This is a genomic window from Catenuloplanes indicus (assembly GCF_030813715.1).
Classification (GTDB): domain Bacteria; phylum Actinomycetota; class Actinomycetes; order Mycobacteriales; family Micromonosporaceae; genus Catenuloplanes; species Catenuloplanes indicus.
The window spans coordinates 3,267,525-3,294,524 of sequence record NZ_JAUSUZ010000001.1; the positions used below are offsets into that span (position 1 = coordinate 3,267,525).

The following is a 27,000-nucleotide window of genomic DNA, read 5'->3' on the forward strand; positions in this document are numbered from 1 at the left end:
CACGGGTGACGCCCCCGGTCACACGAACGGGGTCCGCGCCGCTCACGGCACACCCCTGACCACGACCGCGAGCCCGTCGCGGGTGCGGACCGCGGCGAGGTCACCCTGCTCGTCGGTACGCAGCACGCGCGCGCCGTCGCGGCTGAGCCGGGCCAGCAGCGGCAGGTTGGGATGCCCGTATTCGTTGTCCGTGCCGACCGAGACCAGCACCACGGCCGGGTCGACCGCGGCCAGGAACTCCGGGCTCTGGAACGCCGAGCCGTGGTGTGCAAGTTTGAGAACGTCAGTCCGCACCGCCGCCGAGGCCCGGAGCAGCGCGTCCTGTTCCTCGTTCTCCGCGTCGCCCATCAGCAGGATCCGCACCCCGGCCACGGTTGCGCGCAGGACCAGCGAGTTGTTGTTCGGGTCCGACCGGGTGCCGCGCAACTCTGCCGGCGGCCCGATCACCTCGACCGTCACGTCGCGGGCGGACCAGTGCCACCCGGCGGTCGCGGCGAACACCGGCGTGCCGTGCCGGGCCGCCTCCGCGTGCACCAGCTCATGCCCGGCCGCCGGCTCCGGCCAGGCCGTGGTGACCACCGCGTCAACGCGGCGACCGCGGAACACACCGGCGACGCCGCCGACGTGGTCCTGGTGGAAGTGGCTGACCGCGAACATCGGTACGCGGTGGATGCCCAGGTCACGCAGGCACCGGTCGACCGGCGCGGTATCCGGCCCGGCGTCGATCACCACGGCCTGCCCGCCGCCCAGCGGGAGCACGGTCGCGTCGCCCTGCCCGACCGCGCACCCGGCGACCACCCAGCCGGCGGGCGGCCAGCCGGACGCGATCAGGCGCACCGGTAGCGCGCCGAGGACCACGGCCGCGGTGACGGCGGCGACCACCCGGCGCACCGGCGGGCGGCGGAACGCGAGCAGCAGCACGATCGTGAGCGCGGCCAGCAGCAGACCACCGCCGGCGCCGGCCGGCCATGGGACGGTTCCGGACGGCACCCGCGCGCCGATCCGCGCGACCAGCACCAGCCAGCGCGCCGGCCAGCCACCGGCCCACGCGGTCAGCTCGGCCGCGTCCGGCCAGAGCGGCGAGACGACCGCGGTGATCACGCCGAGCACAGTGGCCGGTGCGACCGCGGGCGCGGCGAGCAGGTTGGCCGGGACCGCGACCAGGCTGACCGAGCCGGACAGCCCGGCGATCACCGGGCCGCAGGCAACCTGTGCGGCGGCCGGCACCGCCAGCGCCTCGGCCAGCCCCGCCGGTACGCCCGCGCGGCGCAGCCCGTCCCGCCATCGGCCGGCGAAGACCAGCAGCCCGCCGGTGGCCAGCACGGACAGCGCGAACCCGGCGTCACCGGCCAGCTCCGGGTCCGCGACCACCAGCACCACGACCGTGGTGGCGAGCGCCGGGACCGCGCTGCGCGGCCGCGACGTAGCCAGCGCGATCAGCGCGATCGCGCCCATCACACCGGCCCGGACCACGCTCGGCGACGGCCGGGCCAGGATCACGAAGCCCATCAGCGCCCCCGCGGCCAGCGCGACGGAGAGTCCCGGCCCGGCCCGGACCCGGCGGAGCGCGAACAGGACGCACCCGATGACGATCGCGATGTTCGCACCGCTGACCGCGCACAGGTGGGTCATGCCGGTGGTCCGGAAGTCCTCCTCCACGGCCGGGTCGAGCCGGCTGGTGTCGCCGACGACCAGCCCCGGCAGTAAGCCGCCGGGCTCGGCCGGCAGCGTCGCGCAGGCGCGCTGGAGCCCGGCGCGGAGCGTGCCGGCCGCGCGCTGCGCCCAGGACGCGGTGCCGCGCGGCTGCGGCGCGGAGTCGACGGCGAGCACGGCCGCGGTGAGGTCGCCGCCGCGCGCGGGCATCAGCCGGCCCTCGGCCTCGACGCGCTGACCGGGCAGCAGCCCGCGCCAGCCGTCGCCGGTGCCGAGCACCAGCACGCGCACGTCGACGCGGTGGCCGGACGCCGCGCCCGCCGCCGCGATCCAGGTGAGCCGGGCCGGCACCAGCCAGGTCGGTGCCCGGCCGGTCGCTGCGGAGAGGGGTCGCGGGTCGTCGCGAACGGTCAGCCGCGCGACCACCGCGGCCCGCTCCCGGGTCAGCCCGGCGAGCGGCTCCGCCTCCCGCACCGCCACGCGCGCCGCGGTCACGACCGCCCCGCACGCCACCCCGAGCAACACCCCCGCGACAACCCACCGCGCGCCGCCGGACCTCCCGACCCCGCAACCCCGCCCGGCGCCGCCGAACCGGCCGAGCGCACCGAACCGGCCGGTGCCGCGGAACGGCCCAGCGGACGGCCGGGAGCCGAGAGCACACATCAGCGCGGTCAGCAGCACAGCGACGCCGGCGATCAGCAGGGACAGCCGCACGCTCAGATGCAGCGCGGCCAGCCCGGTCAGCCACGTCCCGGCCGCCACACCGGCCAGCCGCAGGTCGAGCGCGCCGTCATGGGTGGTCATAGCGTGACCAGATCCTTCAGCTGCTCATAGCGGCTGTCCCCGATGCCCTCGACCTCGCGCAGGTCGCTCACCGCCCGGAACCCGCCGATCCGGTCCCGGTGTTCGAGGATGCGCTGTGCCAGCACCGGCCCCACGCCCGGCAACCCGTCCAGATCGGCCAGCGTCGCGGTGTTCAGATTGACCAGCCCGCCGGCCGCGCCGGGCGCGGGTGGCACCACACCCGGCGCGGCCGGCGGGACGCTCGCCCCGATCACGATCAGCTCACCGTCCGTGACTTTCCGGGCCAGGTTGAGCAGCGCGGTATCGACGCCGGGCAGCGCGCCGCCCGCGGCCGCGAGCGCGTCCGCCACCCGCGCGCCGGGCGGCAGCCGCACCATTCCCGGCGACCGGACCTTGCCCGCGACCGCCACCACGACCTCGCCCGCCGGGGAGGCCGAGCCGCCGGGCGCGTCCGCGGAGACCGCGGGTGCAGGTGCGGCGATCACCTCCGCCTGCGGGCGTGCACGCCAGGCGACCACGGCCGCGCCCACCGCCACGACCAGCACCACGACCGCGATGACCCGCACACCGCGAGCGCCCGGGTCCCACCGGCCGAAGCGCGTGCCCGGCCCGAACGGGTCGCCGCCCCGCGCTGCCTCTTCGTCGTCGTCCACGCGGGCACCGTACGACCGGAAGAAGCGTTTGATTTTTATGATCATCGATTTTGTGGAGAGCGATTCCGCCTGTGGACGCCCCCCGAACGGTGGACTCTTGCTGCTACCATCCCGGCCCGGCCGGTGATCACGAGACGTGACCGCCGAGGATCTGACGAGACCGAGGTGAACCCAGGTGTTCTTCTGGCGCCGCGCTACCGGCAACACGCCGCTGACCAGGGAGGACCTGGCCAAGCGGGTGGTCAGGCGACTCCGCCGGCACGGCATCCGGGACGCCCGTTACGACGCGGGCGACTTCGCCGTCCAGTACGACGGCGCGGTCCTCTACCTGGAGAACCTCTGGACCGAGATCGGCACCGCCGCCCCACGCCAGCGGCGGGCCCGGGTCAACGCGTTCGTCGACACGCTGGTCCGCATGCCGGCCACGCCGGACGACTGGCACCGTGCCCGGCGGATGCTGCGCCCGGTGCTGCGCGGCGCCGCTCCGATGGCGGTGACCCGGAACCCACCGCTCGCCCGCCCCGCGCTGCCGTTCCTGGCCGAGATGCTGGTCCTGGACCTGCCCACGTCGATGGCGTACGTGACCGCGGAGCACCTGCGCACCTGGGGCGTCACCGAGGACGAGGCCTACCGCGCCGCCCGGTCGAACCTGCGGGCCGGACCGGTCGCGCCACCGGCGCCGGGTGCGGGCGTGCCCACGATCCTGCACTTCGTGGACGAGGGCGACTCGTACTGTGCGTCGTTCCCGCTGGTCGACGGCTGGCTGGCCGGCCTCGCAGCGCGGCTGGACGGCAAGCGGCCGGTCGCGTTCCTGCCGGACCGGACGACCGTGGTGGTGACCACGGACGACCCGGACACGCTGCTGGCCACGTTCCCGCTGGTGGAGGCGGAGTTCCTGGAGTCGGCGCGGTCGACGTCACCGATGGCGTACGTGAGCGACCACCTGGGCCGCACCGTCCCCTACGAGGCACCGCCCGGCCACCCGCTGCACCACGCGGTCCGGCGCGCGGAACGGCTGCTGGCGCTGCGCGAGTACGACCGGCAGCACCACGCGGCCGCGACGCTGCCCGGCACGCCACTGCCGCTGCGGATGGCGCAGCGACCGGACGGCTCGACGTTCACCTACGCGCTCTGGTCCGGCGAGGCCCCCGCGCTGATGCCGGTCGCGGACCTGGTGGCGATCTCCGACGGCGAGGGCGGCACGTTCTTCGTACCGTGGGCCGAACTGGCGCTACGCGAGCTGTTCACGCCGGTGGACGACATCGCGCCGCCGCGCCACCTGGCACCGGACTTCCCGGACGAGGCCGCGCGCGCGGAGCTGAAGGGCTGCGAGATACAGCCCTGATCAGTTGTGTGCGGGCGACGGCGGCACGTCCGGCACCAGCACCTCGCCGTATGAGGGGTTGTTCGAGGCCGCGAGCGCGAGCATCGCGTGCACGTGCGCGGCCGCGATGTGGTTCGCGTTCGCCTGGAGGTGAGCCGGATTGCCCTCGTCGCCGGGCTTCGCCTGGGTCACCCACGCGGTCCGGTCGGCCTCGTAGCCCGCGCGGCCCAGCAGCTTCTCGGCCACCCGGTAGTGTTCGTCGCCCGTCATGGGAACCATGCTCGCGTCCCCCGGTTGCAGATGCCGCGAAATCCCGCAAATCACCGCCGGTGGATCACCGCACAGATCGCGCCCGGCCCGAGATGCGCACCGACCACCGCGCCGATCTCGGTGCAGTGCCGCGCCCGCAGCCTGGTCCCGACCCGCTCCGCGACGCGGGTCAGCAGCTCGGCCGCGCGCTCCGGCGCGGCCAGATGGTGCAGCGCCAGATCCGCGTCGCCGTCACCGGCCGCCTCCACGGTCAGGTCCGCGAGCCGGGCGAGCGCGCGACCGGCGGTGCGTACCTTGTCTCGCACCACGATCGCGCCGTCCGCGATCCGCAGGATCGGCTTGACCGACAACGCGGTCCCGACCAGCGCGGACGCGGCGCCGATCCGCCCGCCGCGGCGCAGGAAGTCCAGCGTGTCCACGTAGAACAGCGACGTGGTGCGCTCGACCGTGGTCTGCGCGGCCTTGACCGCCTCGTCCAGGTCGGCGCAGGCGGCGGCCGCGAGTGCGGCGAAGCCGGTGGCCATCCCGGCGGACCGGGAGTCGATCACCCGGACCGCGTCGCCGAACGGCGCCGCGGCCAGCTGGGCGGCCTCGACCGTGCCGGACAGACGGGCGGAGAGGTGCACGGAGACGACGCCGGTGGCGCCGCCGTCCAGTAGCCGCCGGTACGCCTCGGCGAAGCGCTCCGGTGCCGGCCGGGACGTGGTGACCGGCACGCGCCGGTCACGCAGCATCCGGGACAGCTCGGCGGAGCTCAGGCCCGGGACCTCCGGCAGCTCACGGTCGCCGACCACGACGTGCAGCGGCACGACCGTGAGCCCGCCCGTGTCCGGCAGGTACGCCGTGGAGTCCGTGACGACCGCGACTGACATGCCGGGCACGGTAACGCATCCTGGCCGGTTCAGCCCGCTCGCACGGATTTCACCTGCAGTGGCGTGCCCTGCTGGCAGGTGCTCATGATGTTCTCGCCGAGCGTGCCGGTGACGGTCACCCGCGCGCCGACCTTGGCCACGTTCACGTCGCCGCCGAGCAGCAGGTAGGACGTACGGCCGTCGGAGATGAGCCGGCAGCCCGGCTCGACACCGGCCGTGACCTGCCCGGTCACCGTGATCTCCAGTGGCTTGTCCGGCTTGCCGGACATGTCCGGAAGCGGGATGCCGGGATCGGACGGCAGCAGCGGGTCCGGCGACGGCGTGACCGCGACGGAGGACGGCGCGGCCGTGACCCCGGGCCCCGACGACGACGGGGACGACGAGGGCGATGAGGACGGCGCCCCGCAGGCGGTCAGCGCGAGACCGGCGACGACGACGGGCAGGAGAAGGAACCGGCGCATGGTCATGATGGCTACGACGCTACCGGCCGGCGCCGGGTTCCGCTCAGACCGGCGCCGGGATCGCCTTCTCCGGCCACGGGCCCACGTTGTGCGCACGCAGCTGCCAGCCGCGCGGCGACTCCACGATCTCGGTCCAGTGGCAGTTCTGCAGCGGCCGGATCGCGGCCATCACGGCCGACGGCCAGCTCAGCATGTCGCCGAAGCCCTGCCGGGCCGCCCCGCCGTGGGTGGCGACCACCACGACCGCACCGGGGTGCCGCTCCGCGATCTCGCGCAGCGCCTCGCCGACCCGCTTGCCGACGTGGTCGTTGCGCTCGACCTCCGCGCCCACGTCCGGGTCGCCGCCGGTCCACCGCGCGTACGCCTCCGGGTGCCGCTCGGCGATCTCCGGGTTGGTCAGGCCCTGGAACTGGCCGTAGTGCCGCTCACGCAACCGCGCGTCCTCGGTCACCGGCAGCTCGGTGAGCGCGGCCAGCGCGTCCGCGGTGTGCCGGGCACGGAGCAGGTCACTGGCGTAGAGCGCGGCCGGCTCCAGCCCGGCCAGCAGCGGCGCGGCGGTGGCCGCCTGCGACCGGCCGAGCGCGTTCAGCGGCACGTCGGTCTGGCCCTGGACGCGGCCCTCCGCGTTCCAGTCCGTGTTGCCGTGCCGCCAGATGATCAGTCTGGTCACGCCGCCGAACCCGCGCCGGCCTCGGCCTCGACCAGGTCGCGGTCGACGAACGGCACGATCGGGCAGTCCTTCCACAGCCGGTCGAGCGCGTAGAACTCGCGTTCCTCCGAGTGCTGGACGTGCACGATGATGTCGTTGTAGTCCAGCAGGACCCAACGACCGGATCGCTCACCCTCCTTGCGGATCGGCTTCGCCTTCTCCGGGAGCTTGAGCAGCTCCTCCTCGATGGCATCGACGATCGCGAGCACCTGGCGCTCGTTCGGCGCGGAGGCGATCACGAAGGCGTCCGTGATGGGAAGCTGGTCGCCGACGTCGATCACGACGACGTCCTCGGCCTTCTTGTCTGCGGCGGCTTGAGCGGCAGCAAGGGCCAGCTCTAGGGCGCGCTCGGGTACCGTCACCCGGGCTCCTTCCGTGGGTACAGCAACAACCGTTCCAGGGTCTCACAACCGAGGACCGATCGTCTCCTCACTTCCGCCCCAGATCGGATACAAGGGGATAAACTACCCAGCGTACAGCCCTCGTTTTGCGATGTACTGCACCACACCGTCCGGCACCAGGTACCAGACCGGCTTCCCGGCCACCACGCGCGCGCGGCAGGCGGTCGACGAGATCGCCATCGCCGGGATCTCGACCAGGCTGACCGCGTCCTCCGGCAGGTGCGCGCTGGACAGCTCGAAACCCGGACGGGTGACGCCGACGAACCGGGCCAGCTCGAACATGCGCTCCGCGTCCTTCCAGGAGAGCATCTTCTCGACCGCGTCCGCGCCGGTGATGAAGAACAGCTCCGCGTCCGGCCCGTAGACCGCGCGAAGGTCACGCAGCGTATCGACGGTGTAGGTGGGTCCCGGACGGTCGATGTCCACCCGGCTCACCGTGAAGCGCGGGTTGGACGCGGTCGCGATCACCGTCATCAGGTACCGGTCCTCGGCCGGCGTGACCGCCTGCCGCCCCTTCTGCCACGGCTGCCCGGTCGGGACGAAAACCACCTCGTCCAGCCCGAACCGATCCGCGACCTCACTGGCCGCGACCAGGTGACCGTTGTGAATCGGATCGAACGTGCCGCCCATGATGCCGATCCGCTGCCCACGCTCACCCACGCCAGTGATCTTCCCTCGCTCGTGCCCGACCGGCAATCCATCGTCAAAAACAAGATCAAAATCCACGGCCACCAGGGGGTACGACCGGGAGCCGCACCCCCTGGCTCCACGGTCAGACGCCGCGGGCCTTGAGCGCCCGGCGCATGTCGTCGTCCGCGTCGGTGACCGCGCGGCGTACCGCCGGATGCAGGTCGTCGCGCGCGAGCAGGCGTGCCGCGGCCGCCCGCGTCTCCGTCGACACCGCGAACGCCGGGAAGGTGAGCGCGGCCAGCCGCTCCGCCGACCACCCGGACCGGAGTCCCGCCGCCGCCGGGATCTCCGCGAAGTACCGCGCGACGAACGGCGCGGTCAGCTCACTCTGCTCCGGATGCCAGAATCCCTGCGCGTACGCCACCAGCGAGCGGTTGGACAGCGTCTCGTCCGTGTAGAGGCGCTGCCAGGCCCGCTCCTTCGCCTCCGGATCGGGCAGCGCGGCCCGGCACGTGCCGGCCCACAGCTCACCGGCCGCGCTGCGGTCCCGCGCGGACTCCGCCTCGATCTCGGCCTCGCCGGCCTCGCCCAGCACCACCAGGCTCGCCAGCAGCCGCCAGCGCAGGTCGGCGTCGACCGCCAGCCCGTCCGGTACGCCGTCACCGGCCAGCCAGCCACGCAGCCGCGCCGTGTCCCGCGTGGTGGCGATCAGCGAGCGGGCCGCGGCCAGCTGCAGCGACTGCCCAGCCGGTGCGGCGGCCAGCAGCCGGTCGGCCGCGGTCGCGATCAGCAGCAGCGCGTCCTCCCGGGCCGCGCCGTCCAGGTACCGGTCGACCAGCCGACCGGTGAGCAGCAGCACGTCCTCCACGATGATCACCTCGCGCTCGACCGGCAGCGCCGCGAGCACCAGCGAGACCAGGTCCGCGACCGGGCGGTCCGCGTCCTGCACCGCGTCGATCATGGAGCCCCAGATCACCGCGCGGGTCAGCGAGTCCTCGATGCCGGGCAGCACCAGCGGCACCGCGGCCACGGACGCGTCGTCCAGCCGGACCTTCGCGTAGGTCAGATCACCGTCGTTGAGCAGCAGCAGGTCGGCCGCGCGCTGCCCGGCGAGCCGGTCCAGCACGGTGCGCCCGCCGTCCTCGGCCGGGGTCAGATCGACCTCGAAGCGCTCCCGGCAGACCATCTCGGCACCGGCTCGGTCGTAGAGCCCGATCCGGATCCGGTGCGGGCGCAGCGTCGGGTGGCTCTCCGGCGCGGTCTGCCGGACCGCGACCTCGGCCCAGGTGCCGTCCGGTCCCGGCGTGACCTCCGGGGTGAGCGTGTTGACCTGTGCCGTACGCAGCCACAGGTCGGCCCAGCCGGTCAGGTCCCGGCCGCTCGACCGGCTGAGCGCGTCGAGCAGGTCGGCGAGCGTGGCGTTGCCGAACGCGTGCGCCCGGAAGTACTCGCGCAGGCCGGTCAGGAACGCCTCGTCGCCGAGGAACGCGACCAGCTGGCGGAGTACGGACGCGCCCTTCGCGTACGAGATGCCGTCGAAGTTGAGCAGCGCGAGCGCGGAGTCCGGAAGCTCCGCCGGTGCGACCGGGTGCGTGGACGGGCGCTGGTCGGCCGCGTAACCCCAGGCCTTGCGCCGCATGCCGAACGTGGTCCAGGTCTTCCGGTCGGTCACCTCGGCGATCACCCGGTAGCCCATGTGCTCGGCGAACGACTCGTTCAGCCACAGGTCGTCCCACCAGCGCATCGTGACCAGGTCCCCGAACCACATGTGCGCCATCTCGTGCGCGATCACGGTGTCCCGCAGCTCGTGCTCGCTCTCGGTGACCGCGGAGCGGAACACATAGTCGTCGCGGAACGTGACCAGGCCCGGGTTCTCCATCGCACCGGCGTTGAACTCCGGCACGAACGCCTGGTCGTACTTGCCGAACGGGTACCGCACCTGGAACAGCTCGTGGAACCGGTCCAGGCAGCGCGCGGTGACGTCCAGGATCGACTCCGCGTCCTTGTCGAGATCGCCGGCGAGCGAACGGCGGCAGTAGAGCCCCAGCGGAATCCCGTCGTGCTCGCCGCTGACCAGGTGGTACGGCCCCGCGATCAGCGAGAAGAAGTAGGTGGCCAGCGGCTGCGTGCGCGCGAACGTCCAGAGCCCGTCCTCGCGAGCGGCCTCCGCACCGTTCGCGGCGACGAGCCAGCCCTCGGGCGCCCGCACGGTGAGCGTGAACGGCGCCTTCAGGTCGGGCTGGTCGAACGAGGCGAAGACCTTCTCCGACTCGTCCAGGAAGGAGGCACCGTAGAGGTACACCTCGCCGTCCGCCGGGTCCACGAACCGGTGAAGCCCGTCGCCCGAATTCGTGTACGCCATCTCCGCGTCGACCACCAGCACGTTCTCCGCGCCGCCGGTGAGCAGCGCGTCGAGCGGCAGCCGGTTGGCGTCGAGCGTGGCGACGTCCAGGTCGGTGCCGTTGAGCCGGGCGGAGATCAGCCGGTGCGGCTTGACCTCCGCGAACGTCGGGCCGGGCGCGGACGCCCGGAATCGGATCGTGGTGCTCGATCGGAACAGCTCCGGACCACCCGTGAGGTCTAGGTGGATCTCATAGCCGTCGACGGTCAGCAGTGCGGCGCGTTCCACGGCCTCCGCACGAGTCAGGCTGCGCATCGGACCATCCTCCCCGTTCCGGTCCCGGCGGCAACCCCGGGTAACCTGTATCCCGCGATGTGACGTGGCGCACTGGTTCGCCCGCGTCGTCGCTCCCCCGATTCCTCGACCACATCCTCCAGGGAGTCCTCATGACCACGCCTCACCCCAAGGGCGACTTCGACCTCTCCCGCGCGGTGTGGCAGTCGGCCGGGCCGGGCGAGGGCGGCGACGGCAGCTCCGTCGAGGTCGCCTTCGTCGACGACCTGATCGGCATGCGCAACGGCGCCGACCCGGACGGTCCCGTCCTGGTCTTCACCCAGGCCGAGTGGGACGCCTTCGTCGAGGGCGCCAAGGACGGCGAGTTCGACCTGGAGTGAGCCCGCTCAGGCGACCCCGCAGACGCCCCCGTTGACGTGGCAGAGCCGGGGCGGCGCGTCCGCACCCGTGCGCTCGAAGTGGAGGCGCAGCGAGACGGACGCGCCCGCGCTCAACGGCACGGTACTGATGAACGTGTAGAGCGCCCCGTCCCGGCTCATCGTGGCCTGCGGCGCCGACTCCACCCAGAACGTGCGCAACTCCCCCACGTTGTCCTCGAACGCTATCTGCAGCGACCAGTGCCGTACCCCCGTGGTGGGGTTGGTTATCAGCACCTCGCCGATGAACGAGTCGCCGTAGGAGTTCAGCACGCGGAAGGTGCCGGAGGCATCGGTCCGCTGCCGGCCCGACGCCTCCGCACCCGCGATCAGTGACCTCTCCCCCACGCCGCTCGGCGTCGGGGCAGCATGGCCCGGCACCCGGGACAGCTCGGGCGTCTTCGGCCCCGGGTCGGCGGCCCGCGCGCTCTCCGTCGCGGGCGCCGCGGCCTGCTGCGCGGCGTCGAACGGCACGAGCGTCAGCGCCGCGACCAGCAGACCGGTCGCCACCCCGGCCACGGCCAGCACCGGCACCCACGGCACGGCGCCCCGGTCCCGCTCGACCGGCACCGACCGCCGCTCACCGTGCCTCGCCGGCATGCGCTCCCCATCCACGTGTTCCGTCACGACCGAGTGAGATTAGCCGGACCGATGCCCGGATGGACATCGCACGTACCGGATTGACCGAATCGACGCTCGATCGTGGACGGTCGCGGGAGCGGGCTCACGGCCGGATGTCGACCAGGCTGAGCAGCTCCGGCAGCCCGTCCACGCCGCGGCCGACCCGGCGCAGGCGCAGCACCAGCGCGGCCGCGGTCAGCACCGGAGGACCGTCCGGCACGCCCGGGTCCAGCCGCTCGCGGGTCCAGACCTCGATGTCGTCCCAGCTGAAGAACCGCTCCCGGCCGGCCGGCCGCATCGACACCGGCACCGGCGCGCCCGGCTCACCGAACGTGCCGGTCAGCCAGGTGCGAAACCACTCCTCGGGCCGGCCGAGCCGGGATGCCGCCTCCGGGATCGTCACCTCGTCGCGCGGTTCCACCCGGATCGGCCGCAGCCCGACCCGCTCCAGATCGTGCGTGGCCGAGACGATCGCGGTGGCGAGCCGTGGCGCCGCCCGGTCGAACCACACCACGCCGACCTGCTCCTCCGGCGCGACCTCGACGCCGGGCGTGTCCGGGAGACCGACCAGCGCGACGGCCTGCGCGTCGGTCGGCGGCGTGTCCACCACCATGCGGAACTGGAAGACCGGCATCATCGGCCGCTCCGTCCGTGCTGACCCGGGCGGGGCCGGTGCGCGACGTGGTTGTCCAGGAAGACCATGAGCCGGCTGCGCTGCCGGGCCGGGTCCTGGGCCCGCACCGGGACCGAGATCCGCCGGGCGCCGGTCGCGCACTCGACCCACCCCCAGAGCGGCCCCTGCCCGGCCCGGATCGTCACCAGCCCGGCATCGCGGCACTCGTGCAGCGCGGCCTCGATGGCGGGGCTCGGGTGTGCCTTCGTGACGTTCACCATGCGCCTCCCTCCGGCGGGTGCGGGCCCGCCTCGTCGCGGTCGGTTCCCGGCCGCTCCGTGCGGTGATCGGCCGGGCCGGGGTGGCTTTCGGCCCCGGCACGCATCACGATCCACCCGCCGCCGGGCCTTCCGGAGGAGCCACCGACCGGGGCCAACGCACCCGCACCGGCGCTGGCCCCCCTTACCGGCCCCGGTCCGGCACCCGCCCGCCCGTCCCGCGGGGTGGCGCCGGCGTCGTCCGGTGGCGGCGCGATCCACCGGGCACGTGCCAGCGGTGTGTCCGGTGGATCGCGGTGTCCCGTGGCCGGAGCCGGTATCGACGTGGGGTGCCGGGCTGCGGCGACGCCCGTACGTCGATACCGGCTCTGCTAGAGCGCGTCGTCGAGCAGGATCTCGCGCAGGTCGGCCGGGGTCACCAGGTAGACGCCGAGCACGCGGACCCGGGCGGCGCGGCACACCTCGTACGTCGCGTGGAACCAGGCGCGGTCGGAGGCGCTCACGGCGCCGGAGCCGGGGCGGGTGAGGACCACCAGCACGCCGCCGCCCGGTGGTTCACGGGTGAGTGAGGCGGCGAACGCGGCGACGGTGCCGCGCGGGCCGTCACCGTCCGCGAACGGTGGGGGCTCGTCGACCGGGCAGTGCACCCGCACCCGGTTGTCCCGGTCGCAGAGCACGAAACGCACGCCGTACCGCGCGCGCTCGGCGCGGGTGAGCACGCGGGTCAGGTGCTCGTCGATCGCCGCCGGCGTGTCCAGGCGCGCCTCGTCCATAGTCGACCATCGTTTCACCGCGGGGCGGCCGTCGCCATCCCCCGATAGCGCGCGATTAAGGCCACCATGTCCGAAATATCAGGCCAGGACGGGCAGGCGCTTCTCGAAGCAGACGCTGTGCGGGCCGGCCAGGTAGTCCCCGTACGGCCCGATCGGCTCGTAGCCCGCGCTGCGGTAGAGCGACATCGCCACCGGCAGGTAGCCGCCGGTCTCCAGGCGCACCACGCGGTAACCGGCGCGGGCGGCCAACTCCTCCAGCTCCGCCAGGATCGCGCGGGAGAACCCCTGACCGCGGAACTCCGGCCGGACGTACATCCGCTTGATCTCGGCCGTGTCCGGATCGAGCGTGACCACCGCGCCGCACGCGACCGCGTGCCCGTTGACGACGCCGACCAGGTACGACGCGCCGGTCCGCACCGTACGGACCGCGCCGGTCACCGAGGCGAGCTCACGCTGCTGCTCAAGGATGAGTGCGTGCAGCTCGGGGTCGGTGGCCGTACGGGGCTCAATCAACATGAATGGAGGTTAGTCACGCCCGTTTTCTACGAGGTTTCGCAGAAATGGCCCGGAGCCGTGGTGATCACGACCACTCGTCCTCGGCGAGCTTCTCCGACTGCAGCGTGGCGAGCCAGGCGGACTCCTCCGGGATGACCGTCCGCTCCCGCCGCGCCTTCCGGGCAGCCAGACGCGCCGCCGCGGTGGGCCGGTGGTTCTTCTCCTCCAGGCGGATGTCGGTGCCGCGCGGGCCGGCCAGGTATTCCCCGGCGTCCGGCTGCCACTCGAACTCCCAGGTGCCGATGCGCACCACGTCGCCGGGCCGCGCACCGGCCTTGCCCAGCGCGTCCTCGACGCCGAGCCGGTTGAGCCGGTCCGCGAGGTAGCCGACCGCCTCGTCGTTGTCGAAGTTCGTCTGCCGCACCCAGCGCTCCGGCCGTGGCCCGCTCAGGACCCAGGCGCTCTGCCGCGCGGCGTCCTCGGCGTCGAGACCGGCGTCACTGTCGGCCGCGAGCGCGGCGGAGGCCGCCTCGTCGCGGGTGATCGTGAAGCCGCTGTCGTCCACCGCGACCGGGCGGATGACGATCCGGGACGGCTCGGCCGGGGCGACCGTGATCCGGTTCTCCTCGACCAGCTTCGACAGCGCGAAGGTCAGCTCGCGCAGGCCCTCCCGGGTCGCGGTGCTCACCTCGAACACGGTGTAGCCGCGCGCCTCCAGGTCCGGCCGGACGATCTCCGCGAGGTCCCGAGCGTCCGGAATGTCGATCTTGTTGAGCACCACCACACGCGGCCGGTCCTCCAGGCCGCCGTACGCCGCGAGCTCCGCCTCCAGCGTCTCGATGTCGCTGACCGGGTCACGCTCGGTCTCCAGCGCAGCGCAGTCGACCACGTGCGCGAGCACGGCGCAGCGCTCGATGTGCCGCAGGAACTCCAGGCCGAGGCCCTTGCCGGTGGCCGCGCCCGGGATCAGGCCCGGCACGTCCGCCATGGTGAACGTCTTCTCGCCCGCCTGCACCACGCCCAGGTTCGGCACCAGCGTGGTGAACGGGTAATCCGCGATCTTCGGTTTGGCCGCGGAGACCACCGAGATCAGCGAGGACTTACCGGCCGAGGGGAATCCCACCAGGCCCACGTCGGCGACGCTCTTCAGCTCCAGCACCACGTCCAGCAGGTCGCCCGGCTCGCCCAGCTCGGCGAAGCCCGGCACCTTCCGCCGCGAGTTGGCCAGCGACGCGTTGCCACGCCCGCCCCGGCCGCCGCGCGCCGCGTCGAAGCTGGCGTCCGCGCCGATCAGGTCGGCCAGGACCTCACCCTCGGGGGTCAGCACGACCGTGCCGTCCGGCACCTTCAGCACCAGGTCACGGCCCTTCGCACCGTCCCGGTTGCCGCCGCCACCACCGGCGCCGTTCTGCGCCTTGATGTGCGGCCGGAAGTGGAAGTCCAGCAGCGTGTGCACCTGCGGGTCGACGACCAGCCGCACGCTGCCGCCGTGCCCGCCGTCGCCGCCGTCCGGGCCGCCGAGCGGCTTGAACTTCTCCCGGAGGACCGACACGCAGCCGTGGCCACCGTTCCCCGCCTGCAGGTGCAGCACCACGCGGTCGACAAACGTTGCCACTTCCAGCCCCTTAAAGATCAAAACCATCCGGGGGTACGCCGAGGGGCGTGCCCGGGTAACTCAAGAGTGCACGACGCCGAATAATTCCGGTTTGTGGGCAAATAAAAAGCGGGCCGGGGCACACAGCCCCAGCCCGCTTCGAAAGACCGAGGATCAGGCCTCGACCGGCACGATGCTGACCGTCTTGCGGCCACGCGCGTTGCCGAACTGGACCGAGCCGTGGGCCAGCGCGAACAGCGTGTCGTCGCCGCCACGGCCGACCAGGTCACCCGGGTGGAACTTGGTGCCGCGCTGGCGGACCAGGATCTCGCCGGCCTTCACGACCTGACCACCGAAGCGCTTGACACCCAGCCGCTGAGCTGCGGAGTCGCGACCGTTGCGCGAGCTGGAAGCACCCTTTTTGTGAGCCATGAGCTAGCCGCCCCTACTTCTTGCCGCTGGAGATGCCGGTCACCTTGATCTTCGTCAGCGGCTGACGGTGCCCCTGGCGCTTGTGGTAGCCGGTCTTGTTCTTGAACTTGTGGATCCGGATCTTCGGGCCCTTGGTGTGCTCGGCGATCTCGCCGGACACCGAGACCTTGGCAAGCTGCGCCGCGTCGGTCACCAGGTCATCGCCGTCAACGAGGAGCAGCGCCGCGAGCTTCACCGCGTCGCCGGGCTCACCCACGAGCTTCTCGACCTCGATCACGTCGCCCTCGGCGACCTTGTACTGCTTGCCGCCGGTCTTGACGATCGCGTACATGAGACGCGGACTCCCTGTCGTTGACAAGCGGCGCGCAAGTGTCACCACGCAACCGCTGGCGGATGGTTCGGTGCTCGCGCCGAGCCTCTCCGGGAGATGAACTCCAGATGGCGCACGCGAACGCGGCGCACGAAGGTGCGCCAAAGGCAAGCGTACGCCATGACCCCCTGACCTCCCAACTCGGGTGCGTCAGCTGCCGCAGAGCTCGTCGAGCATGGCCTGCAACTGCTCCACCTGGCCGCCGCCGATCGCGTTCAGATCCGCGGTCATCGTGCTCACCTGGGCCGCCATGTTCGTCAGCACCGCCTTGAGCCGGGCGTCCGTGGCCGCACCGGCCTGGGTACGCAGCGACGCCTCCCAGCCGTCCAGCGCCTTCTCCGCCGCAGCCTGCGCGGCCTTGCCCTCCGCCGTGTCCGGACCGGCCTGGGCGAGTTTGGAGAGCTGCCCGACGTACTCCATCACGGCGGCCGAGCTGTCCTTGGTCACCGTGTCGCAGACCTGCTGCGCGTTGCCGCCGGCCGGGCCGGTGCCCTGCGGGATCGACACGGTGCCGGACGCCGCGCCGGTCGCGGGCGCGGTGGCGGCCGGACCGGTGGCGGCCGGACCAGTGGCGGCGGGACCGGACGCGGACGCGGCCGTGGACGGCGCCGGGCCCGCCGGCTCCTCCTCGCCGGACGAACACGCGGCGGTGAACAGCAGCGCGGCAGCCAGCGCGAACGCCGCGCTGGCAGAACGGGAGAGGGACCGGGGGCGGGTCATGTGGGTGCTCCTGGGTTGGGGCCGTCGACCGCCGTCGACACTAACCCGAACCGACGCGCGCCGCTCGCGTCGCTCCCGGAACGGCCGAAGGCGCTCCCCCGGTGCTGGAGGAGCGCCTTCGGCCGATCAGCAGGCCCGATCAGGGACGGGTACGGCGGCGGGTGCCACGCCGGGTCCGGCGACGGCCACCGCTGCCGCCCTCGGCGTCATCGGCGTCCTCGTCGTCGCCGAGCGCGTCCGGGTCCTCCGCACCGGCCAGCCGGACCGGCTCGCCGTCGTCGTCGGTCTCGGCGTCCTCGTCGTAGCCGGTGTTCTCGTACCGGGAGAGGTCGTAACCCATGGTGTCGTCGTAGCTCGCGGCCTCGTACGCGGACAGCGACGGCGCCGGGGCCACCTGCTGGAGGATGCCCGACACGCCACCGGTCACCGGCGGGACGACCGGCGCGACCGGCGGCTCCACCTGCGGCTGCGGGCCGGCCTCCGGCTCGATCACCGGCGCCGGCTCCGGCTCGGCCAGCACGGCCTGCGCGGTCGCCGACTCGGCCACCACCAGCTCGGCGGCCTTCCGTCCGCGACGGCGGCCGGACCCCTCGGCACGGTCACCGCGCTCCGGACGGTCGCCGCGCTCCGGACGCTCACTGCGCTCCGTGCGGACCGGCGACGGGACGATGCCGGAAGCCACCGACTTCACCCGGTCGCCCGCGCCGTGACCGTTACCGTTGCCGTTACGCTTGTCGCCGACCGGCTCGGTGTGGATGACCAGGCCGCGGCCCTTGCAGTGGTCACAGGTCTCGCTGAACGCCTCCAGCAGGCCCGCGCCGATCCGCTTGCGTGTCATCTGCACCAGGCCGAGCGAGGTGATCTCGGTGACCTGGTGCTTGGTCCGGTCCCGGCCCAGGCACTCGGTCAGCCGGCGCAGCACCAGCTCGCGGTTGCTCTCCAGCACCATGTCGATGAAGTCGATGACCACGATGCCGCCGAGGTCGCGCAGCCGCAGCTGGCGCACGATCTCCTCGGCCGCCTCCAGGTTGTTCCGGGTGACGGTCTCCTCCAGGTTGCCGCCCGCGCCGGTGTACTTACCGGTGTTGACGTCGACCACGGTCATCGCCTCGGTCCGGTCGATCACCAGGTGACCGCCGGACGGGAGGAAGACCTTGCGGTCCAGGCCCTTGAGGATCTGCTCGTCGATCCGCTTCTCCGCGAAGATGTCGCCGACGCCGGTGTAGCGGTGCAGCCGGTCGACCAGGTCCGGGGAGACGTGCGTGAGGTAGTCCTCCACCATGTGGTAGGCGTCCTCGCCCTGCACCAGGACCTCGCGGAAGTCCTCGTTGAAGAGGTCACGGACCACCCGTACCAGCAGGTCCGGCTCCTCGTAGAGCGCGACCGGTGCGCCGCCCTCGGCGGCCCGGGCCTGGATGTCCTCCCACTGCGCCTGCAGCCGCTTGACGTCGCGGGCCAGCTCGTCCTCGCTGGCGCCCTCGGCCGCGGTCCGCACGATCACGCCGGCGCCGTCCGGGACCAGCTTCTTCAGCACGTCGCGGAGCCGCTTGCGCTCGTTGTCCGGCAGCTTCCGGCTGATGCCGGACGCGTTGCCGTGCGGCACGTAGACCAGGTGCCGGCCGGAGAGCGCGATGTGGCTGGTCAGCCGCGCGCCCTTGTGCCCGATCGGGTCCTTGGTCACCTGCACCAGCACGGAGTCGCCGGAGCGCAGCGCCTGCTCGATCGAGCGGGCACGCCCCTCCAGGCCGGTCGCGTCCCAGTTGACCTCGCCGGCGTAGAGCACGGCGTTGCGGCCGCGCCCGATGTCCACGAACGCCGCCTCCATGCTGGGCAGCACGTTCTGCACCTTGCCGAGGTACACGTTGCCGGCCATGGTCCCGGAGGAACCGCGGCTGACGTAGTGCTCGACCAGGATGCCGTCCTCCAGCACCGCGATCTGCGTACGGTCGCTGGTCTGCCGGACCACCATCGTGCGGTCGACGGCCTCGCGGCGGGCCAGGAACTCCGACTCGGACAGGATCGGCGGGCGGGTCCGGCGCTGCTCACGGCCGTCCCGGCGGCGCTGGCGCTTCGCCTCCAGCCGGGTCGAGCCGGACACGCCCTGCACCTCGTCGGCGACGGCGCGCGGCTCACGGATGCGCACCACCGTGTGGACGCCGGCCTCTTCGGCCTCGTCCGCGTCGCCGGAGCCCTTGCGGCGGCGACGGCGGCGACGGCGGGTCATCGGCTCGCCGCCGTCCTCCTCCTCGTCGTCCTCGGACTCGGCGGCGGGCGCGTCGGCCTCGGACTCCGGCTGGTCGTCGTCGCCGGCCTCGTCGTCCGAGGTGCCGCGGCCGCGGCCACGGCCACGGCGGCCACGGCGGCGGCGACGGCGGCCGGCGGCCTCGTCGTCGTCCGACTCCCCGTCCAGATCGTCCTCGACGTCGTCCGCGCTCTCGTCCGGCTCCTCCAGCGCAGCGTCGGTACCCCGGCCGCGGACCTCGGCGGTCTCGTCCTCGTCCGGCTCCACCAGGTCGGCGGCCGCACCACGGCGGCGGCGACGGCGACGGCCGGTCTCGATCGGCTCCGGCTCCTCGTCCGCGGCGACCGGCTCCGGCACGGACACGGCCTCGGCCGGTGCGACCAGCGCGGCGGCCGGCGGCTCGGCGCGGCGGGTGACCGGCACGACCGGCTCCGGCTCGGGCGCCATGAACAGCACCGGCGGCGGCATCGCGGCGCGGCGGCGCCGGGTGCGCGGCTCGTCCTCGGCCGGCTCGACCGGCGCGGCGACCGGGGTCGCGGCGCCGGACTCGTCCTCGAGCTGGTCGTCCAGCGGGACCACCACGATCGGCAGCTGCTCCTGCGGAGCGCTCTCCGCGGCCGGGGCCGCGGTCTTGCGGGTACGGGTACGTGTGCGGGTCGCCTTGACCGGCGCGGCCGGGGCCTGGTCGCCCTCCAGCGCGATCGGCACCGGGCTGATCTCCGGGTTGACGCCGGCCTGCGTCTCGGGGTGCGACTCCGCTCCGACCGCCGCGTCGGCAGACGTCGCGGCCGGCGACTCCGCGGCCGGTTCGGCGGCGAGCGCCGGTGCGGCGGCCTTGCGGCTCCGGGTGCGGCGCACGGGCGCGGCGGGCGCGTCCTCCGCGGTCTCACCCTCTGCGGCAGGCGCGGCGGCCTTGCGGGTCCGGGTACGCGTGCGTGCGGCCTTGACCGGCAGCACCGGTACCTCGGCCGCGTCCGCGCCGCCGGCCGGCTCCGCGTCACCGGCCACGATCCCGCCGGCCGCCGTGTCCGTGTCGCCGATCGCATTCGCGCCGGCAGCCGGGTCCGCCGCGTCGCCGGCCAGGTCCGCGTTACCGACCACGTCCGCGCCGTCGGCCGCGGCATCGTACTGAGCAGGCGAAACAGCCGAAATGCCGGCAGCGCCTGAATCAGCGGCAGTCTCGGTCGCGTCAGCGTCGGCATCGTTCTGCGCGGCGACCGCACCGGCGCCCGCGCCGGAACCGCCGACCGCGTTGACGCCGAGTTCCGCGGTGGCGTCGAGTTCCACGGCGGCACCCGGCTCAGCGGTGGCACCAGCAGCCGGAACATCGCCGGCCGCGGCATCGGTCACGCCGGCACCCGGCTCAGCCGAGGCAGCAGGCGCGACCGGCGCACCAGCGGCAGCGCTCGCCACGGCCACATCCGCCGCCGCAGGCTCCGCGTGCACCGCAGGCTCCGTGGACTCGCCACCGCCGGCGGGAGCCGCCTCGATCGGCGCCGGACCGGCGTCGACCGGCACGCCCTCGCTCACCGGCCCCGTCTCGCCGGACTCCCGCGCCGGGGTGTCGAACGTCCCGACCGGCACCGACTCCTCGACCGCCGGAGCGATCTCGTCGTCCGCGGCGGCGATGTCGTCCACCGCGGTGGGGACGTCGTCCACCGAGTCGGTCGAGGGCACCGCCTGCACCGGCGTCGTCTCGCCGAGCACGTCAGCGGCGGCGCCGGGAGCGGACGGAGCCGGGGAATCCACCGGGACCGGACGGTCCGGCCCCTGATCTCCCGAGATGTCCCCGTGTGCCGCAGCGTCCGGGGTAGTGCTGTCGACGGTGTTCTCGGCCGGCGTGGAACCGGTCCGCTCACCGCCCTCTGGCTCGTGGTCGAGCATGGGCGTTCTCCAGTTCTGGCGGCCCCGGGCGCGGGTGAGCGCTGCCACGCAGGGTCGCCGCAAAGGTGTTCCGGTGACGCGCCGCGCGGCCGTCCCGCCGCCGTCAGTGATGGCCGGGAAGACCGAGAAGCGCGAAATACCGAAGTCTGCCGACGAGTGCTGGCCGGAAAACCCGGTCAGCTCCCACCGATGGTTGCCCCGTCGCGGTCCGCTGCCAGCGGGTCGACGATCTCCCCCTGCGCGGTCAGCGTGCCCTGCGCCAGCCGTGTCGCCCTCGGCGGCACCGGCGGCTCCAGGTCGGCCACCACGCGGAGGCCGGACAGGACGTCATCGGGTCGCACGGACGGGGTGACCTGCCGCACGACAAGGTCCAGTATCGCACACGGTGCGGCCCCGACCCCGGAAGGTGCGTCCCCCTCCGATTTGACCTCGATGCGGGTGACCGGCGTACGTGCGTCGAGCTGGCGCCGCCCCTGCTTGGTGAGGCGTTCGACACTCACGTCCGGCGCGTCGCGGAACGCGGCGACCGCGCGGCCGAGCGTCTCCGGCGTGATCCCGGGCAGCTCGATCCGCCAGTGCGACGCGTCGATCCGGTCGGCCAGGCTGCCGGGGCCGGCCTCGACCGCCTCCAGCACGTCCAGCCCGGGTGAGAGCGCGGCGTCCAGCGCGGCGCGGACCGTCTCCGGGTCGGTGCGGGTCTGCAGGCCGATCTCCAGGTACTCCGCCTCGCTGGCCACGCCGGTCGGCGCCGCGGACGCGTACGAGATCTTGGGGTGGGGGGTGAATCCCTGGGAGAACGCGATGGGGATGCCCGCGCGGCGCAGAGCCCGCTCGAACGCGCGCGCGAAGTCCCGGTGCGAGGTGAACCGGAGCGGGCCGCGCTTGGCATAGCGGAGGCGAATCCGCTGCACAACGGGCGCCTGGCCCCCCTCTGGCTGTGGCTTCGGAGGAATCGTGGTGCTCCTTTGTCCTCTGGTGGGTCCCGCCCATCTTCCCGTAACCGTCGCGCCGATGCGACTCGCCGTCGCCATTCGCCTACGCAGGCCGTTACACCGGACATGAAGGCTCTGATGCTGGCCGGTGGGCGGGGTACCCGGCTGCGGCCGCTCACGCACACCTCCGCGAAGCAGTTGTTCCCGGTCGCGAACAAGCCGGTGATCTTCTACGGCCTGGAGGCGATGCGCGAGGCGGGCATCACCGAGGTCGGGGTGATCACCGGGGAGACCGGCGCGGAGGTTCGTGCCGCGCTGGGCGACGGGTCCCGGTTCGGGTTGCAGATCACCTACATCCCCCAGGACGCGCCGCGCGGGCTGGCTCACTGCGTGCTGATCGCGCGCGACTTCCTCGGCGACGACGACTTCGTCATGTACCTCGGCGACAACTTCCTGCTCGGTGGCGTTCAGGAGCTGGTCTCGTCGTTCCGGGCCGGCGACTACGAGGCGCAGATCCTGCTCGCGGCCGTGGACGACCCGCGTTCGTACGGCGTGGCCACGCTCGGCCGCAGCGGTGAGATCGTCGGGCTGACCGAGAAGCCGGCCGAGCCGGAGAGCGACCTGGCGATCGTCGGCGTCTACCTGTTCAGTCCCGCGATCCACCGGGCGGTCCGGGAGATCGGTCCGTCCGCGCGCGGCGAGCTGGAGATCACCGACGCGGTGCAGTGGCTGATCGCACACGGCCACCGGGTGCATTCGCACCTGGTCAGCGGCTACTGGAAGGACACCGGGCGGGCGCGGGACATCCTCGAGTGCAACCGGATGGTGCTGGAGTCGGCGGAGCCGCGGCTGGACGGCACGGTCGACGGCCGCACCGAGATCATCGGGCGGGTGGTGCTGGAGGCCGGCGCCGTGGTCGAGGACTCGGTGCTGCGCGGGCCCATCGTGATCGGCACCGGCACCAAGATCGTCCGCTCGTACGTGGGCCCGTTCACCTCGATCGCGGACAACTGCATGCTGGAGGACGCGGAGATCGAGTACTCGATCGTCTTCGACAACGCCTCGATCCGTGGCGTCTCCCGGATCGGTGAGTCGATCATCGGCCGGGACGCCCGGGTGCTGCCCGCGCCGCGCACGCCCGCGGCACACCAGCTGATCGTCGGCGATCACAGCACCGTCCGGCTGCGGGCCTGATGCGCGGCGCCGACATCCGGGACACCACCGCGGTCGAGGACCGGCACTGGTGGTACCGCGAGCGCCGCGCTCTCCTCGCCCGGGAATTGCGGCGGCTGCATGCCCACCCCGGCCGGGAGGCCGTCGAGATCGGCGCGGCCGGTGGCGGGAACTGCCTGGTCATGCGCGACTTCGGCTATCAGGTGCTGGCCACCGAATTCCTGCCGGAGGGCGTGGAGATCGCGCGGGCCCGCGGCCTCGACGCGATCCAGGCGGACGCGCGCGACCTGCCGCTCGAATCGGCGACCCGGGACCTGTTGGTCGCGTTCGACGTGCTGGAGCACATCGAGGAGGACGCGCGCGCAGCCGCCGAGATCCACCGCGTGCTGCGTCCGGGCGGCAGCGCGCTCATCGCCGTACCGGCTGATATGCGGTTATGGTCAGTCTTCGACGAACTCAGCGGACATGTCCGGCGCTATGACCGGGCCGGCCTGACCGCGCTGATCAGCGGCGCGGGCCTGCGCGTCGACGCGCTCTGGAGCTGGAACGTGCTGCTCCGCCCGGCCGTCGCGCTGCGCCGCACCGCCACCACGCGGCAGCCGGAATCGGCCCTGCGGCACGATGTGACGGCCGTCCATCCGCTGCTCAACGCGCTGCTCGGCGGCATCGTCCGGCTCGAACGTGGCCTCCCGGTCGGCCGCCTCCCCGGTGTATCGCTCTTCCTGCGAGCACACAAACCCCTGTAGAAACCGATTTTCCCGCTTCCGGCGGGGTGCCGTCCGCATGCTCCCGCGGGCACCGGTCGTCGCTGGCGCTCCTCCCTGCATGTTTCGCCGTGGCAAGACCACAGGCCCGCCGCGGGGCGGCGGCGCCCGGCGTGGCACGGCCGACCGGGCGCCGCGTCCGGCTATCTCGGCTATGACGACGCGGACGGGCATCGGCACCGCGAACCCGCGCCCGATACCTCGCCCCATGACGGCGCCAGCGGGCACCGGGCACGGCGGACCGGGCGCCCGCGCCGGATATTTCCGCCTGTGCCGGTGCGGGCGGGCATCGCGGCGGGCATCGGCTGGCCGGGAGCGGATCAGTCCGCCGAGGTGACGCGGTAGTTGGCGGCGGACTCGGGCAGCTCGTAGACGTCGCAGGCGCCGGCCGTGAAACGGTGGATCGCGTAGCGCGCGAGTTCCGGTGGTGGCGTGCTGGTGCGGCGGTCGACCAGGAACCAGCGCACCCGGTGGTCGGCCGCGAGCCGGCCGACGCTGACCGCGGACGGCATCTGGAACGCGGCGTCGTTCAGCTTGAGCAGCGTACGGTCCCAGAACTCGACCCGGTTGACGACCGTGCCGGTGCGGGCCGCCTCGGCGTGCGCGGTCACGGTGTATCCCCAGCCGGAGACCAGGACGCGGCGTTCCGTGTAGGCCGACACCCAGAAGTTGCGGTTGTCGCAGACCCACTGGCGCAGCGTGCGGCAGTGCGCGTTCGTCGCGACCAGATCGCCGGGCGTGGAGTGGTCGCGCAGCCAGCGCCCGGCCTCCACCGCGCCCTCCGGGATCGCGGGCCGCACCTCGGCCGGTTCCGCGTCCATCGGGACGTCCCGCCAGCCGTCCCGGACCGCCGCCATGATCGGCGAGGCGTACCCGGCGACCGCGCCCGGCGCGACCATGCCGAGCATCGCCAGCCAGACCGCGAACCAGGCCCGCCGCGCCGGACGCACCCGGCGGCGCAGCCGGGCGAAGCCCCAGACCAGCAGCCAGACCGCGAGCCCGGCACCGGCCAGCACGGCCAGCGGCGCGAGCACCGACCCGAAGCCCTGGTTGTCGCGCGGCTCGCCGATCAGATCGTGCCCGGCCCAGACCGCGCACGCGCCGGCCGCCAGCGAGAACAGGCCCAGGAACCAGCCACCGACGGTACGGCGCTGCGCCGTCGCCACGGACAGTCCGGCGACCGCGAGCGCGGCGAGGTACGGCCGCGCCGAGTTCACGAAGTACAGCTGGCTCGCGCCCGGATGCTCGAACGTGAGCGCGGCACCGAACCCGGCCGCGACGATGCCCAGGCAGATGAGCACGCCCGGGTCGACCAGCCGGCGCGGGCGCAGCAGCATCGCCCAGGCACCGCCGACCATGCTCATCCAGAGCAGCAGCACCAGTGTGGCCAGCGCGAACGCGGGCCACCAGCCCAGCTCCGCGACGCGTTCCAGGCCGAGCTGCGCCAGCCCGTCACCGACCACGCCGGGCGCGGTCGCGGCCGCGCCCTCGACCGCGGTGCCGCCGGTCGCGGCGGTGACGCCGATCGGCGCGAGCGCGGCCGGGTCCACGTCCTGACCGCCGAACGGCACACCGTCCATCGCGGAGTACCGGATCGGCGCCGGCGGCCCGCCCTCGGTGCCGGGCGGGAACGTGGCGGTGCCGGCGATGTGTCCGAGCGCGGAGTTCAGTGCGGTGGAGAGCGGCTTGACGCTGAGCCCACCGGCCGAGTCGGAGAAGAGGACGAGCTGCGCGAAGATCAGCGTGACCGCGGTCAGCCCGGTCGCCGCGAGCGCGGCCCAGGGCGGCCGGAACTCGCCGATCCAGCGCACGGTCACGGCCAGCACCAGCCCGGCCAGCAGCAGCGGCTGGTACGTCGCCTTGGCACCGGTGATCACCACGAGCAGCAGGATCAGCATCACCCACCGGCCGGCGCCACCGGCGTCACGGAGCAGCTCGATCAGCAGCAGCACGGCCGCGACCGCCAGCATCGCGCCGAACGTCTGGGTCGGGCTGAGCCAGAGCGCGTCCAGGATCGAGCCCTGCGGCACCGACGCGAGCACCCCCTGGTACGGGTTGACCGGCGCCCCGACCAGCGGCAGCAGTGCCGCGAGCGGGCCGGTCCACCACGGCACGGCGGTGCGGAACTCACCGGCCAGCTTGGTGGCGAGCACCGCGGTGCCGATCACGAAGATCAGCGCCATCGGCAGCAGGCTCAGCCGCAGCAGCAGGACCTGGAGCTCGATGCCGGTCGCCCAGCTGGTCGCGGCCAGGTCCGCGTAGACGAACCAGTGATAGTGCAGCGGCTCGCCGATCACGTACGGGATCTGCGGCGGCGCGTGGTTCTTCAGCTCACCGGCGAGCGCGAGGTGGAACGGCATGTCCACGTACGGCGAGCCGGACGTCGGCCAGGACAGCCCGTGCGACCGGAAGAACTTCGCGGCGGTCCAGCCGAGCACCAGCAGGCAGACCACCGCGACGCCCCACGCCCAGCGGCGCGGCACCGGTGCACCCGAACCGCGCCAGAACCGACGCAGCGGCTTGATCAGCAGGAACGCGGCCAGGATCGCGAGCGGCAGCGCGGGCGCGAGCCGCGGCTGACCGGCCCAGCGCGCGGCCACGTACCCGATGATCTCCAGGGAGTAGCCGATCGCGGCGCCACCGGCCACGTCGGACGGCAGCGCGCCCGGGCCGCGGCGCAGCGCGCGCCAGACCAGGGTGCCGGGCAGCAGCACGGCCAGCAGCAGGTATCCGGCGAACGCGGCGATGTCCCGCGTGCTCACGCCGTACCAGCGAAGGACCATGATCGTGATGACGGCCGTGACCACGGCGGGCAGGAAGCGCACCAGGAAACCGGCACCGCGGGCGAACCGGCCGGGGACCGGCGGCGGGGTGACCGGCCCGGCCGGCTCAGTGCGGGTAAGCGTGGCGGTCACCGGAACGACCAGCCGCGATGCAGCTGATACGTGATCATCGGGGCGACCACGATGATCAGCGCCTGGGCCGGCAGCACCGGCAGGCCGGCCGACTCGACCAGCAGCGGCAGCCCCACCAGCGTGCACGCCAGGCTGCCCAGCGAGACCAGGTAGAACCGGACCAGACCGGCCGCCCAGGAGCCGGTCCCGCCGAAGATCCGGCGGTAGACCGGGTAGGTGAGCACCGCGGTCGCCGCGTTCGCGAGCACCGCCAGCAGCAGGTAGCCGGCCTGAAAGATCAGCCAGCCACCGGAGAAGAGCCCGTAGTAGACGCCCGCGCCCAATGCCCCGGCGAGAACGTAGTGAGCGCGTCGGTCGTTGAGCAAG

26 protein-coding genes are annotated in these 27,000 nt (G+C 73.4%); 4 read left to right on the forward strand and 22 right to left on the reverse strand.

What is annotated here, in order from left to right; all coding sequences use genetic code 11:
* Positions 1 to 42 precede the first annotated feature (42 nt).
* Complete coding sequence (locus J2S42_RS14640) at positions 43 to 2,457, reverse strand: ComEC/Rec2 family competence protein (protein ID WP_307239507.1); 2,415 nt, start codon at positions 2,455 to 2,457, stop codon at positions 43 to 45.
* Positions 2,454 to 3,110, reverse strand: coding sequence for a ComEA family DNA-binding protein (locus tag J2S42_RS14645; protein ID WP_307239509.1), 657 nt, complete (start codon positions 3,108 to 3,110; stop codon positions 2,454 to 2,456). The genes J2S42_RS14640 and J2S42_RS14645 overlap by 4 nt, the downstream gene beginning before the upstream one ends.
* Before the next feature lie 175 nt (positions 3,111 to 3,285).
* Between J2S42_RS14645 and J2S42_RS14650 the strand changes: the two genes are divergently transcribed.
* Positions 3,286 to 4,455 (forward strand): DUF1444 domain-containing protein, encoded by a 1,170-nt coding sequence (locus J2S42_RS14650; RefSeq protein WP_307239511.1) that lies wholly within the window; start codon positions 3,286 to 3,288, stop codon positions 4,453 to 4,455.
* Here J2S42_RS14650 and J2S42_RS14655 read toward each other — a convergent pair whose 3' ends face one another.
* From J2S42_RS14655 to pepN, 7 genes are all read right to left on the reverse strand, one after another.
* Entirely contained in the window at positions 4,456 to 4,704 is a 249-nt protein-coding gene (locus J2S42_RS14655) for a hypothetical protein (RefSeq protein ID WP_307239512.1), read from the reverse strand.
* A 50-nt stretch (positions 4,705 to 4,754) separates the two neighbouring features.
* On the reverse strand, positions 4,755 to 5,576 hold the full coding sequence (locus J2S42_RS14660) for a DegV family protein (RefSeq protein WP_307239513.1): 822 nt from the start codon (positions 5,574 to 5,576) through the stop codon (positions 4,755 to 4,757).
* A gap of 29 nt (positions 5,577 to 5,605) precedes the next feature.
* Positions 5,606 to 6,043 carry a hypothetical protein gene (locus J2S42_RS14665; RefSeq protein ID WP_307239514.1) on the reverse strand — a complete coding sequence of 146 codons (438 nt, stop codon included), beginning with the start codon at positions 6,041 to 6,043 and terminating at the stop codon, positions 5,606 to 5,608.
* Positions 6,044 to 6,080: 37 nt separating this feature from the next.
* A complete protein-coding gene (locus J2S42_RS14670) occupies positions 6,081 to 6,707 on the reverse strand; it encodes a histidine phosphatase family protein (RefSeq protein ID WP_307239515.1) in 627 nt (208 codons plus the stop codon).
* Positions 6,704 to 7,108 carry a ribosome silencing factor gene (gene rsfS / locus J2S42_RS14675; RefSeq protein ID WP_307239516.1) on the reverse strand — a complete coding sequence of 135 codons (405 nt, stop codon included), beginning with the start codon at positions 7,106 to 7,108 and terminating at the stop codon, positions 6,704 to 6,706. The genes J2S42_RS14670 and rsfS overlap by 4 nt, the downstream gene beginning before the upstream one ends.
* 102 nt (positions 7,109 to 7,210) lie before the next feature.
* A complete protein-coding gene (nadD, locus tag J2S42_RS14680; RefSeq protein ID WP_307239517.1) occupies positions 7,211 to 7,807 on the reverse strand; it encodes a nicotinate-nucleotide adenylyltransferase in 597 nt (198 codons plus the stop codon).
* A gap of 112 nt (positions 7,808 to 7,919) precedes the next feature.
* Positions 7,920 to 10,433, reverse strand: coding sequence for an aminopeptidase N (gene pepN, locus J2S42_RS14685; RefSeq protein ID WP_307239518.1), 2,514 nt, complete (start codon positions 10,431 to 10,433; stop codon positions 7,920 to 7,922).
* Positions 10,434 to 10,564: 131 nt separating this feature from the next.
* Here pepN and J2S42_RS14690 point away from each other — a divergent pair, with 131 nt between their 5' ends.
* The gene (locus tag J2S42_RS14690) at positions 10,565 to 10,792 is read left to right on the forward strand and encodes a DUF397 domain-containing protein (RefSeq protein WP_033340074.1); all 228 of its coding nucleotides are present in this window, start codon (positions 10,565 to 10,567) and stop codon (positions 10,790 to 10,792) included.
* Positions 10,793 to 10,798: 6 nt separating this feature from the next.
* On the opposite strand, the gene J2S42_RS14695 is transcribed toward J2S42_RS14690, so the two are convergent.
* The 11 genes from J2S42_RS14695 to J2S42_RS14745 form a co-directional block, all read right to left on the reverse strand.
* A complete protein-coding gene (locus J2S42_RS14695; RefSeq protein WP_307239519.1) occupies positions 10,799 to 11,428 on the reverse strand; it encodes a cellulose binding domain-containing protein in 630 nt (209 codons plus the stop codon).
* Between the two features lie 124 nt (positions 11,429 to 11,552).
* Positions 11,553 to 12,086 carry a hypothetical protein gene (locus J2S42_RS14700; RefSeq protein ID WP_307239520.1) on the reverse strand — a complete coding sequence of 178 codons (534 nt, stop codon included), beginning with the start codon at positions 12,084 to 12,086 and terminating at the stop codon, positions 11,553 to 11,555.
* Positions 12,083 to 12,343 carry a hypothetical protein gene (locus J2S42_RS14705; protein ID WP_307239521.1) on the reverse strand — a complete coding sequence of 87 codons (261 nt, stop codon included), beginning with the start codon at positions 12,341 to 12,343 and terminating at the stop codon, positions 12,083 to 12,085. The genes J2S42_RS14700 and J2S42_RS14705 overlap by 4 nt, the downstream gene beginning before the upstream one ends.
* Before the next feature lie 368 nt (positions 12,344 to 12,711).
* The gene (locus tag J2S42_RS14710; RefSeq protein WP_307239522.1) at positions 12,712 to 13,113 is read right to left on the reverse strand and encodes a hypothetical protein; all 402 of its coding nucleotides are present in this window, start codon (positions 13,111 to 13,113) and stop codon (positions 12,712 to 12,714) included.
* Between the two features lie 78 nt (positions 13,114 to 13,191).
* Positions 13,192 to 13,629, reverse strand: coding sequence for a GNAT family N-acetyltransferase (locus J2S42_RS14715; protein WP_307239523.1), 438 nt, complete (start codon positions 13,627 to 13,629; stop codon positions 13,192 to 13,194).
* Between the two features lie 64 nt (positions 13,630 to 13,693).
* Complete coding sequence (gene obgE, locus J2S42_RS14720; RefSeq protein ID WP_307239524.1) at positions 13,694 to 15,223, reverse strand: GTPase ObgE; 1,530 nt, start codon at positions 15,221 to 15,223, stop codon at positions 13,694 to 13,696.
* Positions 15,224 to 15,376: 153 nt separating this feature from the next.
* A complete protein-coding gene (rpmA, locus tag J2S42_RS14725) occupies positions 15,377 to 15,634 on the reverse strand; it encodes a 50S ribosomal protein L27 (RefSeq protein ID WP_307239525.1) in 258 nt (85 codons plus the stop codon).
* 13 nt (positions 15,635 to 15,647) lie between these two features.
* The gene (gene rplU, locus J2S42_RS14730) at positions 15,648 to 15,965 is read right to left on the reverse strand and encodes a 50S ribosomal protein L21 (RefSeq protein ID WP_033340082.1); all 318 of its coding nucleotides are present in this window, start codon (positions 15,963 to 15,965) and stop codon (positions 15,648 to 15,650) included.
* A gap of 189 nt (positions 15,966 to 16,154) precedes the next feature.
* Positions 16,155 to 16,724, reverse strand: coding sequence for a hypothetical protein (locus tag J2S42_RS14735; RefSeq protein WP_307239526.1), 570 nt, complete (start codon positions 16,722 to 16,724; stop codon positions 16,155 to 16,157).
* 139 nt (positions 16,725 to 16,863) lie between these two features.
* Positions 16,864 to 20,850, reverse strand: coding sequence for an Rne/Rng family ribonuclease (locus J2S42_RS14740; RefSeq protein ID WP_307239527.1), 3,987 nt, complete (start codon positions 20,848 to 20,850; stop codon positions 16,864 to 16,866).
* 176 nt (positions 20,851 to 21,026) lie between these two features.
* Complete coding sequence (locus tag J2S42_RS14745) at positions 21,027 to 21,761, reverse strand: TIGR03936 family radical SAM-associated protein (protein WP_307239528.1); 735 nt, start codon at positions 21,759 to 21,761, stop codon at positions 21,027 to 21,029.
* 147 nt (positions 21,762 to 21,908) lie between these two features.
* Between J2S42_RS14745 and J2S42_RS14750 the strand changes: the two genes are divergently transcribed.
* Positions 21,909 to 22,976, forward strand: coding sequence for a glucose-1-phosphate thymidylyltransferase (locus J2S42_RS14750; RefSeq protein ID WP_307239529.1), 1,068 nt, complete (start codon positions 21,909 to 21,911; stop codon positions 22,974 to 22,976).
* Positions 22,976 to 23,701, forward strand: coding sequence for a class I SAM-dependent methyltransferase (locus J2S42_RS14755; protein WP_307239530.1), 726 nt, complete (start codon positions 22,976 to 22,978; stop codon positions 23,699 to 23,701). The genes J2S42_RS14750 and J2S42_RS14755 overlap by 1 nt, the downstream gene beginning before the upstream one ends.
* Before the next feature lie 338 nt (positions 23,702 to 24,039).
* On the opposite strand, the gene J2S42_RS14760 is transcribed toward J2S42_RS14755, so the two are convergent.
* Together J2S42_RS14760 and J2S42_RS14765 are read right to left on the reverse strand one after the other, a co-directional pair.
* Positions 24,040 to 26,634: a hypothetical protein gene (locus J2S42_RS14760; RefSeq protein ID WP_307239532.1), complete on the reverse strand. Its 2,595-nt coding sequence runs from the start codon at positions 26,632 to 26,634 to the stop codon at positions 24,040 to 24,042.
* Entirely contained in the window at positions 26,631 to 26,999 is a 369-nt protein-coding gene (locus J2S42_RS14765) for a GtrA family protein (protein ID WP_307239534.1), read from the reverse strand. Before J2S42_RS14765 ends, J2S42_RS14760 begins: the two co-directional genes overlap by 4 nt.
* Position 27,000 lies beyond the last annotated feature (1 nt).